The organism is Bacillus cereus group sp. BfR-BA-01430 (assembly GCF_022663115.1).
GTDB lineage: Bacteria > Bacillota > Bacilli > Bacillales > Bacillaceae_G > Bacillus_A > Bacillus_A cereus_BD.
The window spans coordinates 380,928-394,454 of record NZ_JAKUEW010000002.1 but is presented as its reverse complement, the minus strand read 5'-3'; the positions used below and the strand labels follow the sequence as shown (position 1 = coordinate 394,454).

Sequence of the window (13,527 nt, the reverse complement as noted above, 5' to 3'; positions counted from 1 at the left end):
ATAAGTGTATGGAGCCATTATTAAAAGAAGCGATTCGGTTGCGAAATGAAAGGGAATATGAGAAGTCAAAAAGTATTTTAATTGATTTAGCTAAAAACACAAATAATCCTGAAGTTTATTATCAATGTGCATGGACACATGATGCAATGGGGCTTGAAACAGAAGCAGTATGTTATTATGAAAAGGCAATCAAAAATGGCCTTAAGGGAGAATCGTTATGCGGAGCATACATTGGACTTGGGAGTACATATCGCTGCATCGGTCAATATGAGAAAGCAATTGCCACATTAAAAGCGGGACTTAAGGAATTTCCAGACAATGATGTGATGAAAGTCTTTCTTTCCATAGCAAAATATAATCTAAAAGAATATGAAGAAGCAATGAAGTTATTGCTCGAAACGGTTTCTAAGTTAGAAAGTATAAAAGAATATGAAAAACCTATTTTATATTATAAAGATCATCTAAATGAAATTTTTAAATAAAAAGGTGGGATGATATGAATCAAGCTATTTCACATAAGCGAAAGGGAATATGGATCGGTTGTATCGCTTTAATTATACTATCAAATTATCTTGCGTATGCAATCCCGATTGTGCCTACTGTACCTAGAGAAATGGTACTAGGGTCTTTCATCGATTTTCTTATTGTTATTCCAGTTATTACGTATTTCTTTATAATACGAAAGCGCTACTCTTTAACGTATATATTTCCTGTTGTAATAGCAGGTTATATTGCGGCAAGGTTCGTTATTCCAAGTGATTACTTACAATCATTTTCATATATTCATTATATTTTAGTGGCTGGTGGATTGGCATTTTTAAGTGTAGAGTTATTCGTTCTGTATAAGATTGCGAGAGCGTTACCTAAGATTATACGATATTATAAAGAATATAAGAACGAATATCCATCATTCTCTGTTGCAATTGATCAAGCATTTGATGCTGCGGTGAAAAGAAATAAGGTAATAGATGTGATTGTTTCGGAATGTAAATTACTGTACTACGCTTTATTCTCTTGGCGTACAAAGATACCAGAAAGCCCGCATATATTTTCCTATCATAAAAAAACTGGAGCAATCCCGTTTTATATTATGATTGTTCATGCAACATTCATCGAATCGATTGGATTTCATTATTTACTTCATCAATGGAATGAATGGTTAGCTTGGATTTTGCTCATTTTTAATATCTATGGAATTCTTTATTTTTTAGCTGAGATACAAGCAATTCGCACGAATCCATATATTATGACAGAAACAGAAATCATCATCCAAGTTGGGTTTGGAAAGAAAATAATCATCCCATTTTGTCACATAAAAGACATTGTATTTTATAAAGGAGAAAGCTTAACAAAAGAAGAAGAAAAAGAAGTATTTGAAGCGACTCTCATGGAGTTTATAAAGGAGCCGGCTAGGGTTGAAATTAAACTAAAAGAGCCATTAACGGCTCATTTATTATATGGATTTGTAAAAAAAGTAAAGCGCGTACATTTGAATGTAGATGATGAACGGAAGTTTTATGAGGCGGTTGTTAAAAAATTAGAGGAATGTAAGCGATATGAGTAAAAACGAGAAAGTATGATCTATAGAGTTTGTATGTAAGACTATACTACGTGAGTTTAACGATTTTACATATCTAGAAGCAAAAAAATTGGAGATAATTCCCACGAAACATAGTTGACTTATCGGAAATGTTTATATAATATATAGTTAATTCAATAATATATTGCTGATTGAAAAAACCAAAGGCATTTCATTCATTTATGAAATGCCTTTGGTTTTTTTATTTGTTATATCATTTCTTAATTCATTCATTTTAAGGGGGACGAATGTGTGACAGTTTCCATTCAAGGCGTTACGAAATCTTTTGTGAAACCCTCTGGAAGTGTTCGAGTGTTAGAGGATATTCAGTTACAAATAAATAAAGGAGATTTTGTAACTATAATTGGCCCAAGCGGGTGTGGCAAAAGTACTTTATTAAAGATTGTAGCAGGGTTAGATAATGATTTTATCGGTGAAGTTTTCATTGATAGGGAACAAGTAACAGCACCAAGTATGAAACAAGGGTTTATTTTTCAGGAGCATCGTTTGTTTCCATGGCTTACAGTTGAAGAAAATATTGCAGCTGATTTGTCACTTAGACAATTAGAGGTACAAAGACAAGTGAAGGAATGGATTGAAGTCGTTCGGCTCAAAGGATTTGAAAAGTCTTATCCAAAAGAAATATCCGGTGGTATGTCACAAAGAGTCGCCATTGCAAGAGCACTATTACGAAATCCCAATGTATTACTATTAGATGAACCATTTGGTGCGTTAGATGCATTCACGAGAACGCATCTACAAGATGTGTTACTAAATATTTGGAAGCAAAAGAAGACAACGATGATTTTAGTTACGCATGACATAGATGAAGCAATTTATCTTTCCAATCGGGTTGTCATTATGAGTCATAGACCTGGAAGAATAAAGAAAGTGATCCCTAATCCATTACCATATCCACGGAGTAAGACATCTTCATTATTCCAGCAATTTCGAATGAAAGTTTTAAAAGAGTTTGAATATGGAGAACTTACGACTAAAAGTGTGTAAGGAGGGAAGGCTGGTGCATAATAAAAAGATTATATTGATTTATTTCGCTTTAGGAATACTCCTTTTATTGGCGGGGTGTCAAAGCAATGCAGCAAGTGGAAAAAATGAGAAGGGAGATATAACAATTCAAATTGGTATACAGCAAGGGTTAAGTCCGCTATTACTCGCTCAGAAAAAAGGATGGTTTGAAGAAGAATTTGAAAAAGTTGGTGTAAAAGTAAAGTGGACGGAATTTCAAAGTGGTCCTCCTTATTTTGAAGCAATTGCTTCAAATCGTTTAGACTTTGGAGAAGTTGGAAACTCACCGGTTATCTCCGCACAAGCTGCGAATATTGAATTTACAGAAATTGCAAATACGAGCTATGCAAGAAAAGGTACAGGGGTTCTTGTGAAAAAAGATAGCAAAATTACAAGTATAAAAGATTTAAAAGGGAAAAAAGTTGCCGTCGCAAAAGGAAGTAGCGCATTTAATTTATTATACCGTGCGTTAGAGCAAGAAGGATTAGATGCAAAAGATGTCGATGTTATTCAGCTACAACCCGATGAAGCACAGCCGGCTTTTGAATCAGAATCTGTAGATGCATGGGCAATCTGGGATCCATTTATATCATTACATACATTAAAAAAAGGAGCGAAGGTGATTGTAGATGGTGATACATTAAACATCCCATCACCAGAATTTATTGTTGCAAGAACAAAGTTTGTGAAAGAACATCCAGAATTCGTTGTGACGTTTCTGAAAGTATATGAAAAAGCGCGAGTTTGGCAGGAATCTCATTTTGAAGAGGCGGTTAATATTTATGCTTCCGCAAAGAAAATTGATCCTGAAATTGTAAAAGAAGTATTTCATCACGACAAGCCTATTTTAGTACCAATTGCGAAAGACATTATAAAAGAACAGCAAAAGACGGCTGATTTTCAATATAAACTGCATTCTATTAAAAAGAAAATTAAGCCTGCTGAAGTTGTAGATAATAGTTATGTTGAAAAAGCATTGAAATCGGAGTAAAGGGGGGGACAAAATGGAAGGCGCGAAAACGATAGTTGAGACAGCGGAAGTAAAATTAGCTCAAAAGCAAGAAATGGTTCATTCTCGTAAAAAAAATGTTTCTCTCTTGATAAGAGCAATTATTATACCGACTATCGTATTGCTGATTTGGCAATTGGCAGGATTTTTGGAGCTTGTTTCAAAAACAGTTTTACCTACACCGTGGGATATTTTCTTAGCTTTTCAGAGCCTTGTTCAGACGGGAGAATTGTTTAACCATTTAAGTATTAGTGTGTTTCGAGCGGCTGTTGGCTTTTTCATTGGTGGTAGTCTAGGGGTGATTTTAGGGACAATAGTTGGTTTTTCAACAAGAAGCGAGCAATATTTAGATCCTTCGATACAAATGCTAAGGACTGTACCGCATTTAGCTGTGGCACCATTATTTGTTCTATGGTTTGGATTTGGTGAAACATCAAAAGTATTACTTATTGCTGATGGAGCTTTTTTTCCTTTATATGTGAATGCATTTTTAGGAATTCGTGGTGTAGACTCCAAGTTATTTGATGTTGCTAGAGTATTAGAATTTAGTAAAAGGAAGTTAATCACAAAGCTCATTTTACCGGCTGCCTTACCAAATTTATTATTAGGTGCCAGATTATCTCTAGGTGTTGCATGGGTGAGCTTAGTAGTAGCGGAACTTATGGGCTCAACGGAAGGAATTGGCTATATGATTATGGATGCGAGACAATTTTCTAATACAGATATTGTTTTTGTAGGAATTATGATTTTTGCATTTGTAGGGAAATTTTCAGATTCACTCGTTCGTTTATTGGAAGTGAGATGTTTGAAATGGAGAGATAATTATAAAGGAGAATCTGGAATTTAAAGAGTGAAATAGGAAATGAATCAGATTATATAGTGAGATTTTCATAAGCGGCAAGTTAATGGAGAACGTATAACAAAAAAGGGGTGTGTGAAGGAATGGAAATATTATGGTTTATTCCAGCTTATGGTGATGGAAGATATTTAGGTACGACCAAAAGAGGAAGAGCTGCTGAGTACGGATATTATAAGCAAGTTGCACAAGCCGCTGATTATTTAGGCTATAGCGGTGTATTACTTCCTACCGGGCAAGGGTGTGAAGACCCTTGGGTATTAGCTTCAGCACTTGCTGCTGAAACGGAAAAATTACGTTTTTTAGTTGCGGTAAGGTCAGGGATTATGTCACCAACAGTTGCAGCGAGAATGGCGTCGACATTTGATCGGATTTCAGCTGGACGTCTTCTTATTAATGTTGTAGCGGGAGGAGATCCAGTTGAACTACAGGGAGATGGTCTGTTTTTAGATCATGATGCAAGGTATGATGCTACAGATGAGTTTTTAAAGGTTTGGAAATCAGTTTTGCAAGGAGAACAAGTCACTTTAGAGGGAGAATATATTCAAGTGAAAGATAGTAAAGTTGTGTTTCCGCCTATTCAATCCCCGCATCCGCCGATTTACTTTGGTGGATCATCAGATGCCGGGAAAGCTGTAGCAGCAGAACATTGTGATATATATTTAACATGGGGAGAACCACCGGCGCAAGTAGAACAAAAAATAAAAGAAGTAAAAAAATTGGCAGAAGCAAAAGGGCGTACAGTTCGCTTCGGCATTCGGTTACATGTTATTGTAAGAGAGACAGAAGAAGAAGCTTGGAAAGATGCGGAACGATTTATTCAATATGTAGATGATGCCGCAATTGAACTCGCTCAAAAAACATTTGCACGTTATGATTCAGTTGGACAAAAACGTATGACACGTTTAAATAAAGGAACGAGAGAAGCCTTGGAGATTAGCCCGAATTTATGGGCTGGTATTGGATTAGTACGGGGCGGCGCTGGAACAGCTCTTGTTGGAGATCCACATACAGTGGCAAAAAGAATAAGAGAATATGAAGAACTAGGTATAGATACATTTATTTTATCCGGTTATCCACATTTAGAAGAAGCATATCAAGTAGCTGAACTGCTATTTCCACTTTTACCGGTATCTAAAAATGAGAAAGATAAAATTGTTGGAGAAATGATTGCGGATGCCTATGCATTAGAAAAGAAATAATAGAGTAATAAAAACAAACCGGCAAGCTGCTATCTTGCCGGTTTTCATCGTAAAATTTGAAAAAATATGATAAAATAAAAAGGTAACTTATGGTATGGTTGGGTGTTCAATTATCACTTCTCCACATAGAAGGGGGGTGATAATTCGTGAGCGAGATTACGTTGCTACTGCAAGGTGGATTATTTCTCGTTGCATTGCTGACGTTCGTTGTCGTTTTAATTGACAAGCTCAAAAAATAACAACCCATCTATGCCAATAGAATATGGGTTGTTATATTCATAAGAAACAAATAGGATAAATGAACAATCCAATCTGTCAAGTTACGTGGACTAGTGTGTAGCCGCACACTAGTCTTTTTTATTTATATACAATTTTTATTGTTTTATGTGATTGTATTGTTCTTTTCATACTCATTATAACATAGTGTCTTTTTATCAAGAAAGGAGATCGTATGTTCTAGTTTTGAATACTTATGATGAAATATGCGTAGATGGTCTTTTTTCTCTAAATAAATGATTCATGTATTCTTTTAAACTTTCTATGTAGAATGATTGGTTTTGAACATCATTCACACCAACAATTGGAGAAGGAAGATTATACGCTTTTTGAGAAAGATGAACAACAACATCAAAAATATTAAATAGACGAACGAAACAGAATAAGCCGTCTTTATCACTTAATAAAATAAAGTAGTGATTATCACTTTTTGTATTTAATGTATTCCATAGCGAACTTTTACTTAAGTCGCGCACAATACTTTTTTCCTTTAATTCAAAGAAGTCTGCGTTGGATAGAATGGCGGAAATTTCAATTGCATCCGGGTCATCAAAATAGCCATCTATTGCTTGAACAGCGAAAGTGTAAGCCATTTTTAAAATACTCATTTTATATTTTCGATTATCCAAAAGTAATTCACGTTGAATGGAGCTGGCTACTTTTGTAACACGTTCTTCTTTCCAAATTTCATTATGTAGTGAAATATCGTGTTTTTTACATAGTTTCATAATAAGTGAGTTAGAATAATGAATTTCATCTTTTGTCTCGGCAACGTCTGTTTCCGCCGCAGCTAATTCTTGACCATATTCATTTATGTAAAGGGGGGAGTCAATTTGTTGCTTCATTTGTTCAATTTTATATTGGCTAAGTTTATGTCTAATTAATGGGCGATCAACATGTACCGTAAGATGTTCATGGCAGGAATCACAAACTGCATTTGTGAAATAATATCCACACAATATCTCTGGAATGACGTGTTGTTCACTAAGTTCTTTCGTTTCTTTTCGGCAAATGATACATTGCGCCATATTTATCACCTTTATCTACAAATTTGTATGTAATCTAATCTCATTGTAGTGTATTTGATTGTATTTTGGAATATTGTAATTAAAAATATTATGTGAAATTCACGCTTAGTTTGGTACAATGAAGAGAGGTGCTAGTTTAAAGGAGGCCATTTTTTTGAAATCGAAAGTGCACTTTTGGACATTGGAAGTGCTGATGGTTGTAGGAATTATATTTATTTGCACAAAAATATCGTTTCTGTTTCAACCAATTGGCATATTTATTTCAACTTTATTTTTCCCAATATTAATTGCTTTATTTCTATATTTTATATTCAATCCTGTATTAGTATTTTTAGAGAATCAAAAAGTTCCTAGAAATTTAGCAATTTTACTATTGTATGTTTTTATTATTACATTAACTGCAGTGGCAATTGGTGTAGTTGTTCCGACCGTTTCACAACAGCTAATGGAATTAATAAGAAACTTACCAAGCTACATTAAAGAGGGGAAAATATACATACAAGAACTATCTCATCATAGGCTATTTGAATGGCTGACTACACAAGATTACATTTCTATTGAAACAATTGAAAAAAATGCAGTGGAATATTTGAAAGATATACCAAATACAATTACGTCGAGTGCAACGGCTTTATTCGGTATCATTACAAATGTCGCGTTAGTTATATTTACTGTACCATTTATCCTGTTTTACATGTTCAAAGATGGACATGCTTTTCCTGGAAAGGCTGTTAGCTTTTTGCCAGAATCGTACCGTGAAGAAGGACTGCGTATTATAAAAGAAACAAATGAAACTTTATCTGCATATATACAAGGACAAGCACTTGTTTGTTTATTTGTAGGGGCATTTACATTTATCGGATATTTAATTATTGGATTGCCGTATGCATTCATTTTAGGAATCATAGCGGCATTCACAAACATTATTCCCAACTTAGGACCATTTATTGGAGCTGCGCCCGCTGTTATTGTTGGATTATTTGTATCGCCAATGCAAGCTGTCTGGGTAATCTTGATTGTAACGATTGTTCAACAATTTGAAAGTAACATTATTTCACCGCGTATTATGAGTTCGAAGTTGAATATTCATCCTTTGACAGTTATCGTATTAATCTTAGGAGTAGGGAACTTCGCTGGAATTATTGGAATGATTTTAGCTGTGCCGGCTTATGCGGTTACAAAAACAGTTGTTTCTAATTTAGTGAGATTATTTAAGACGAAACGGAGTAGCCGAAAATAGAATAAAGTAAGGAAGATACACCTCTTATATAAAGATAGGAGGTGTATCTTTTTTATTGATTAGAAACTATATTTATTATGAAATTTTTATACATTTAATCTCGCTATTTTAGGTTGATAATTCTGGTAGATTCTCTTTCTCCATTTGGTAGAAAAGTGAATTTTATTTTCTGGCTAGGTGGAATCCCTCTCTATAATCCAAATCATTTTTTCACAACGTGCTATGAACATTTTAACTCGCTCCTTCCTTTATAAGTTTATATGCTTTTTTTATAAAAATCTGCAATAGGTACTTCGGCGATTACGAATTTCCTCAATAATTTTTTTGTATTGTTGTTCTTGCTTCACTTCAGCTTCAGATAAAGGTCTCTTTTGAATTGAAATCGTTAAAAAGAATACTTTAAATTTCATATTTGAATTCCTCCATCCTAAAAGAATTTATAAGCGACTACAGTAAAGGCTTTGTCGTATTTTTACATCATCGATTGCCTTATGAATTTGTTGTTCATGAAACAATTCAGATTTTGAGAGCTTATTTTTTTGTATGCTAATGGTTAAAAAGAATACTTTAAATTTCATTAGAGATGGCCCCTTTGCAATTTAATACATTTGAGTATAGTACAAACTTCTACGATCGGTTATTTCCTCCAGTGTTTGTTTTAACTGCTGTTTTCGTAAAATCTCTTCTTCAGACAATGTTCTTTTCTGAAGAGTAATTGTAAAAAAGAAGATATGAAAGGTCATAAGTGAATGAATTCCTCCTTTCGAAAAGGAATTATAAATGATCACAATAAAGTGTTTGACGCTCTTTCATTTCATTCATCGCTTTTTCAATCTGTTCATTATGAGCTAAATCAGCTTCAGAAGTCGTAGTTCTTTGAATTGTAATACTTAAAAACAATACGCGAAAAGTCATCAAATGTTGCTCCTTTCTTTAAAAAATAATGTAAGAGACTAAAAATCGCACAAAAAAGCCACAGGAAGATATTGTACTCCTATGGCTGGGCGCGAAAAAGCCACAGGAAAGTATACGACCTCCTGTGGCGAATGTATGAGTTAAAAATAAAAGGCGATTTTTAATTCTCCATTAGGTTGGTCGAATAGTTATGAAATTGAAAAACAGATGCAACAACATGTAATTGTAATTTTGACATTTCATTCGACCTCCTTTTAGAATATTTTTCCTACGCTAGTAAGTATATACAATAAATGGATAAAAGTAAACAGAAAAAATGAAAATTTTTAATTTTGGTTAAAATGTGTATATTTCGAAGGGGATGATAAAAAATGGATTATAAGGGAATTGAAGAGGAGAACCGCTTTGTAACACGGAACTTTCATCGGTTGGGAAGCTATTCGAATTTTGAGGTGGGATTCTGGAATGCGATTTATCCCTAATGGACAGCCTGATTGGTGAGGGTTCATAATCAGTAGGGGATGGAGAAAACCACCATTGATTAAAGGTTCACCTTATCAGGATTTCTCATTTTATAATGGTTTTATAAAAGGGAGGAAGAAACAAGTTGGTTAAGATTTCTTGCATCAGGACCAAATAATAAAATGTAGAAAGTGTTCATGAACAACAATAAAATTGTTTAAACTAAGAATATGAAAGGGGATATGTCATATTTTCCTATATCATATATAGTAGATGTATAGAATATTTGGTTATCGCACGTTTTACAAACGTGCAGTATGGAGGGGAAAATGAAGATAATAGAGCTACCAATTGAATTTGAATTTAAGGGGCAAAAAAATTACATTTATCCTAGCTTAATTATATTGAATAATGAACTAACTTTGGTCGATACAGGGTATGCAAATTTCATACCTTTAATCGAAAACGAAATTTTAAAAAATGGATACGAAGTGAAGGATTTAAAGAATATAATCATTACGCACTATGATGATGATCATATAGGCTCCCTTTATGATTTCAAAGAAAAGTATCCTTGGATTAACATTATAGCTAGTGAAAGTGAATCAAAATACATTAGTGGTGAAATAAAGTCAGAGAGATTGGTTCAAGCTGAGGAAATGCTTGAAAATATGACAATGAAAGAAATCGAATTTGGTAAATGGTTTGTACAACAATTAAAGAATTTGAAGCATGTTTCAATTGATGAAAAGGTACATAATGGTGATATGATTCTAGATAATAAATGTAGAGTAGTAGCAACACCTGGGCATACTTCAGGGCATACTTCAGGGCATATTTCATTGTATTTTCCAAGTTTAAAAAGTGTAATTACAGGTGATGCAGCTGTTAATGAGGATGATGAATTAATCCTTGCGAATCCGCAATTTTGTTTAAATATTGAGAAAGCACAACAGTCCTTGAAAAAGATTAAAAATCTTAAAGCTGAAACTTACTATTGTTATCATGGTGGGAAAGTCACTTTGTAATTAAGGGCTAAACGTAGATATCAACTTTCCAATTGAACCTTTCGTTATTTGTAAGCATCTAGGTGTAACAACCTGCGTGAAATCCATCTATGAAACATGCTCTTCTAATCATTTTTAGATAATAGATTAACGTTTTGTATGGGATATACATTTCACAACATCTAGAAAAATCAAAAATGAATAAAAGACAGCTCTGATTTTTGGTAGAAGTCTCTTATTCATCTTATTGACTTATCTCTCAAGGATCCGACATACTGAAACTCAATCTTATAAGGGTATACATCTCGAGGTTTTAGAGCGGCTCCAAAACCTATTCTACTATAAAAAATAGTAGCGCAGGCTATGACTGTGCTACTAATCTTAGTATGTTTTTATTGATTTTTTGTATATATGTGTTAAAATGGAAAAACGCTCATTGTTTATTTTTTAAAAAACTCAAAAATTATCCAATTTAATTATATCAAAAGTGATGAGTGATTGTCAAACTTTTTGTTGGAAATTTATATCGTACGAAACGATGAGCAGGAGAATGGTTGATAAGGAGTGGCGATATGGAGAAAACAAAGCAAGAATGGAAGCTAGAGCAGCAGCGCGTGGATGAGGTCGTAAGCAAAATTAGAACGCGTATAGATTCGTTAGAGCAATATGTAAGTACAGTAACAAAAGATGTTGTTCAAATACGCAAACATTTTTGGGATGATGTAACAGTGAATGTTGATAATATGGAAGAAGCTGTAGAAACAGCGGCGAGTATAAAGCAACAAGCGGAATTATTATCAGAACGAGAGCAAAGCCATCGTCATATATCGAGTCAACTAAAAGGATTACAACGATTACAGCAGTCACCATATTTTGGACGGATTGATTTTATAGAAGATGGTGAAGAAAAGAAAGAGTGTATATATCTAGGGATTCATTCATTTTATGATGAAAGTACAGAGCAGTTCCTCGTTTATGATTGGCGGGCGCCTATTTCTAGTTTGTACTATGATTATTCGTTAGGAAGAGCGAAGTATAGTGCACCTCATGAAACGATTTCTGGAGAGATGACTTTAAAACGTCAATATGTTATTCGTGATGGTAAGATTCGGAGTCTGTTTGATACAGCGGTTCCTATTGGTGATACGATGCTGCAAGAAGTACTTGGGAATCATGCGAATACACAAATGAAAAGTATTGTATCGACTATACAAAAGGAACAAAATCAAATCATTCGAAATGAAACAAGTCGTTTACTTATTGTACAAGGTGCAGCTGGAAGTGGAAAAACATCAGCAGCATTACAGCGCATCGCATATTTGTTATATCGCTATCGCGATACATTACATGCGAATCAGATTGTCCTCTTTTCTCCAAATGCGATGTTCAATAGTTATGTTTCCACTGTTTTGCCAGAGCTTGGGGAAGATAATATGAAACAAACGACATTTCAAAAATATTTGGAGAATCATATTGAAAGAGAATTTGAAGTAGAAGATCCATTTACGCAAATGGAGTATGTATTAACAAAAATAGAAGATGAAAATTACAAGGCTCGGTTAGAAGGGATAAAGTATAAAGCCAGTTCACAATTTATTACTGTAATGGATCGGTATATCGCATTTCTAAAACAAGAAGGCATGCGATTTAAAGATATTAAGTTTAAAGGGAAAGTTATGATTTCAAAAGAGCAAATAAAAGAGAAGTTTTATGAATTTGATTCGGCAATACGTATTCCAAATCGAATCAAACTGATTTCTGAGTGGTTATTAAAGGAACTAAGGAAAAAAGAAAAAGTAGAAAGAAAAAAGCTATGGGTAGAGGAAGAAATACAGTTATTAGATAAAGAAACATATTTAAAAGTTCATCAACAACTGCAGAAGGAAGAGATATATTCTGATGGTACATTGGATGAATTTGAAAGGGAACAAAGTATGTTAGCGGCTATGGTCGTGAAAGAACATTTCAAACCGCTTCGAAGACGGATAAAAAAGTTACAATTTATTCATACGAAAGCGCTATATATACAATTATTTCAAGACCCTAACTATGTAACTCAATTTGTAGATCGCGAAGAATTACCAAAGAACTGGTGGGCAATATGCAAACAAACAGTGGAGAAAGTGAAGCATTTTTATATGCCGTATGAAGATGAAACGCCGTACTTATACATGAAAGATCAAATACAAGAACTGCAAAGAAATACGGCTGTACAACATATATTTATTGATGAAGCACAGGACTATTCGGCATTTCAATATGCGTTTTTAAAACGTATATTTCCACATACAAAAATGACAATACTTGGTGATTTTAATCAAACTATTTATGAACAAGCAACAAATCATTTATTTTCACAATTAAATGATTTATATGGTGAAGAGCGCAGTGAAAAAATTGTATTGAAACGCAGCTACCGATCTACAAAACAAATTATTGAATTTGCAAAACAGTTTATTCCGCATAACGAAGAAATTGAGCCATTTAAACGAGATGGACGCAAGCCAGTAATAATTGAAGGGAAAAAGGGAGAAGAAGAACATGATAAGCAAATTGCAAAAGGAATAGATGATTTAAAGAAGAAAGGGCATCGAACAATTGCGGTTATTTGTAAAACAGCAGAAGAAAGCAAAGTAGTCTATAATCGCCTACAACAGCTTCCAAACGTTCGCCTTATTCAGAAGGAAACGAGTTCGTTTGATACTGGTATTCTTGTGATTTCATCCTATTTATCAAAAGGAGTAGAATTCGATGCAGTTATCATTTACGATGCATCACAGTATAAACGAGAAAATGAACGGAAATTATTTTACACGGTGTGTACACGCGCGATGCATGAATTAATGATTTATAATAAAGGGGAAATGAATCCATTTTTACAATCTGTTTCACAAAATAAATATGAGCTTGAAAGTTAAAAAAAGCTG

Annotated in this window: 15 protein-coding genes; 10 read left to right on the top strand and 5 right to left on the bottom strand. The window is 33.9% G+C overall.

The features are described 5' to 3' along the window. Positions 1 to 8: 8 nt before the first annotated feature. The 7 genes from MR058_RS06485 to MR058_RS06455 all read left to right on the top strand — a co-directional run bounded on the left by MR058_RS06485 (position 9) and on the right by MR058_RS06455 (position 5,911). Complete coding sequence (locus tag MR058_RS06485; protein ID WP_242143189.1) at positions 9 to 482, top strand: tetratricopeptide repeat protein; 474 nt, start codon at positions 9 to 11, stop codon at positions 480 to 482. A gap of 14 nt (positions 483 to 496) precedes the next feature. Further along, a complete protein-coding gene (locus MR058_RS06480) occupies positions 497 to 1,564 on the top strand; it encodes a hypothetical protein (protein ID WP_242143188.1) in 1,068 nt (355 codons plus the stop codon). A gap of 267 nt (positions 1,565 to 1,831) precedes the next feature. Further along, complete coding sequence (locus tag MR058_RS06475) at positions 1,832 to 2,587, top strand: ABC transporter ATP-binding protein (RefSeq protein ID WP_242143187.1); 756 nt, start codon at positions 1,832 to 1,834, stop codon at positions 2,585 to 2,587. 13 nt (positions 2,588 to 2,600) lie between these two features. After that, positions 2,601 to 3,596 carry an aliphatic sulfonate ABC transporter substrate-binding protein gene (locus MR058_RS06470; protein WP_242143186.1) on the top strand — a complete coding sequence of 332 codons (996 nt, stop codon included), beginning with the start codon at positions 2,601 to 2,603 and terminating at the stop codon, positions 3,594 to 3,596. 73 nt (positions 3,597 to 3,669) lie between these two features. Continuing rightward, a complete protein-coding gene (locus tag MR058_RS06465) occupies positions 3,670 to 4,461 on the top strand; it encodes an ABC transporter permease (protein WP_396021424.1) in 792 nt (263 codons plus the stop codon). A 95-nt stretch (positions 4,462 to 4,556) separates the two neighbouring features. After that, the gene (gene ssuD / locus MR058_RS06460; RefSeq protein ID WP_242143184.1) at positions 4,557 to 5,672 is read left to right on the top strand and encodes an FMNH2-dependent alkanesulfonate monooxygenase; all 1,116 of its coding nucleotides are present in this window, start codon (positions 4,557 to 4,559) and stop codon (positions 5,670 to 5,672) included. Positions 5,673 to 5,818: 146 nt separating this feature from the next. Beyond that, positions 5,819 to 5,911 (top strand): putative holin-like toxin, encoded by a 93-nt coding sequence (locus tag MR058_RS06455; RefSeq protein ID WP_087095017.1) that lies wholly within the window; start codon positions 5,819 to 5,821, stop codon positions 5,909 to 5,911. 231 nt (positions 5,912 to 6,142) lie between these two features. Here MR058_RS06455 and MR058_RS06450 read toward each other — a convergent pair whose 3' ends face one another. Beyond that, complete coding sequence (locus tag MR058_RS06450; protein ID WP_242143183.1) at positions 6,143 to 6,976, bottom strand: HNH endonuclease; 834 nt, start codon at positions 6,974 to 6,976, stop codon at positions 6,143 to 6,145. Positions 6,977 to 7,130: 154 nt separating this feature from the next. On the opposite strand from MR058_RS06450, the gene MR058_RS06445 reads away from it, so the two are divergent. Next, positions 7,131 to 8,216: an AI-2E family transporter gene (locus tag MR058_RS06445; protein ID WP_242143182.1), complete on the top strand. Its 1,086-nt coding sequence runs from the start codon at positions 7,131 to 7,133 to the stop codon at positions 8,214 to 8,216. Between the two features lie 269 nt (positions 8,217 to 8,485). Here MR058_RS06445 and MR058_RS06440 read toward each other — a convergent pair whose 3' ends face one another. Genes MR058_RS06440 through MR058_RS06425 form a run of 4 tightly spaced genes read right to left on the bottom strand, consistent with a single transcriptional unit; the run spans position 8,486 to position 9,131 of the window. Then, positions 8,486 to 8,626, bottom strand: coding sequence for a YrzI family small protein (locus tag MR058_RS06440; protein ID WP_242143181.1), 141 nt, complete (start codon positions 8,624 to 8,626; stop codon positions 8,486 to 8,488). 27 nt (positions 8,627 to 8,653) lie between these two features. Next, the gene (locus MR058_RS06435) at positions 8,654 to 8,794 is read right to left on the bottom strand and encodes a YrzI family small protein (protein ID WP_242143180.1); all 141 of its coding nucleotides are present in this window, start codon (positions 8,792 to 8,794) and stop codon (positions 8,654 to 8,656) included. 21 nt (positions 8,795 to 8,815) lie between these two features. Continuing rightward, positions 8,816 to 8,959: a YrzI family small protein gene (locus tag MR058_RS06430; RefSeq protein WP_242143179.1), complete on the bottom strand. Its 144-nt coding sequence runs from the start codon at positions 8,957 to 8,959 to the stop codon at positions 8,816 to 8,818. Positions 8,960 to 8,990: 31 nt separating this feature from the next. Further along, positions 8,991 to 9,131, bottom strand: a complete 141-nt coding sequence (locus MR058_RS06425) for a YrzI family small protein (protein ID WP_242143178.1) — start codon at positions 9,129 to 9,131, stop codon at positions 8,991 to 8,993. A 791-nt stretch (positions 9,132 to 9,922) separates the two neighbouring features. Between MR058_RS06425 and MR058_RS06420 the strand changes: the two genes are divergently transcribed. Then, a complete protein-coding gene (locus MR058_RS06420) occupies positions 9,923 to 10,621 on the top strand; it encodes an MBL fold metallo-hydrolase (protein WP_242143177.1) in 699 nt (232 codons plus the stop codon). Positions 10,622 to 11,172: 551 nt separating this feature from the next. Further along, entirely contained in the window at positions 11,173 to 13,518 is a 2,346-nt protein-coding gene (gene helD / locus MR058_RS06415) for an RNA polymerase recycling motor HelD (RefSeq protein ID WP_242143176.1), read from the top strand. Positions 13,519 to 13,527: the final 9 nt, after the last annotated feature.

What these genes read in the sequence shown, in the direction of transcription:
- MR058_RS06485 (WP_242143189.1), top strand. Translation starts at nt 9, where the DNA reads ATGGAGCCATTATTAAAAGAAGCGATTCGGTTGCGAAATGAAAGGGAA.
- MR058_RS06480 (WP_242143188.1), top strand. Translation starts at nt 497, where the DNA reads ATGAATCAAGCTATTTCACATAAGCGAAAGGGAATATGGATCGGTTGT.
- MR058_RS06465 (WP_396021424.1), top strand. Translation starts at nt 3,670, where the DNA reads ATGGTTCATTCTCGTAAAAAAAATGTTTCTCTCTTGATAAGAGCAATT.
- ssuD (WP_242143184.1), top strand. Translation starts at nt 4,557, where the DNA reads ATGGAAATATTATGGTTTATTCCAGCTTATGGTGATGGAAGATATTTA.
- MR058_RS06450 (WP_242143183.1), bottom strand. Translation starts at nt 6,976, where the DNA reads ATGGCGCAATGTATCATTTGCCGAAAAGAAACGAAAGAACTTAGTGAA.
- MR058_RS06440 (WP_242143181.1), bottom strand. Translation starts at nt 8,626, where the DNA reads ATGAAATTTAAAGTATTCTTTTTAACGATTTCAATTCAAAAGAGACCT.
- MR058_RS06435 (WP_242143180.1), bottom strand. Translation starts at nt 8,794, where the DNA reads ATGAAATTTAAAGTATTCTTTTTAACCATTAGCATACAAAAAAATAAG.
- MR058_RS06430 (WP_242143179.1), bottom strand. Translation starts at nt 8,959, where the DNA reads ATGACCTTTCATATCTTCTTTTTTACAATTACTCTTCAGAAAAGAACA.
- MR058_RS06425 (WP_242143178.1), bottom strand. Translation starts at nt 9,131, where the DNA reads ATGACTTTTCGCGTATTGTTTTTAAGTATTACAATTCAAAGAACTACG.
- MR058_RS06420 (WP_242143177.1), top strand. Translation starts at nt 9,923, where the DNA reads ATGAAGATAATAGAGCTACCAATTGAATTTGAATTTAAGGGGCAAAAA.
- helD (WP_242143176.1), top strand. Translation starts at nt 11,173, where the DNA reads ATGGAGAAAACAAAGCAAGAATGGAAGCTAGAGCAGCAGCGCGTGGAT.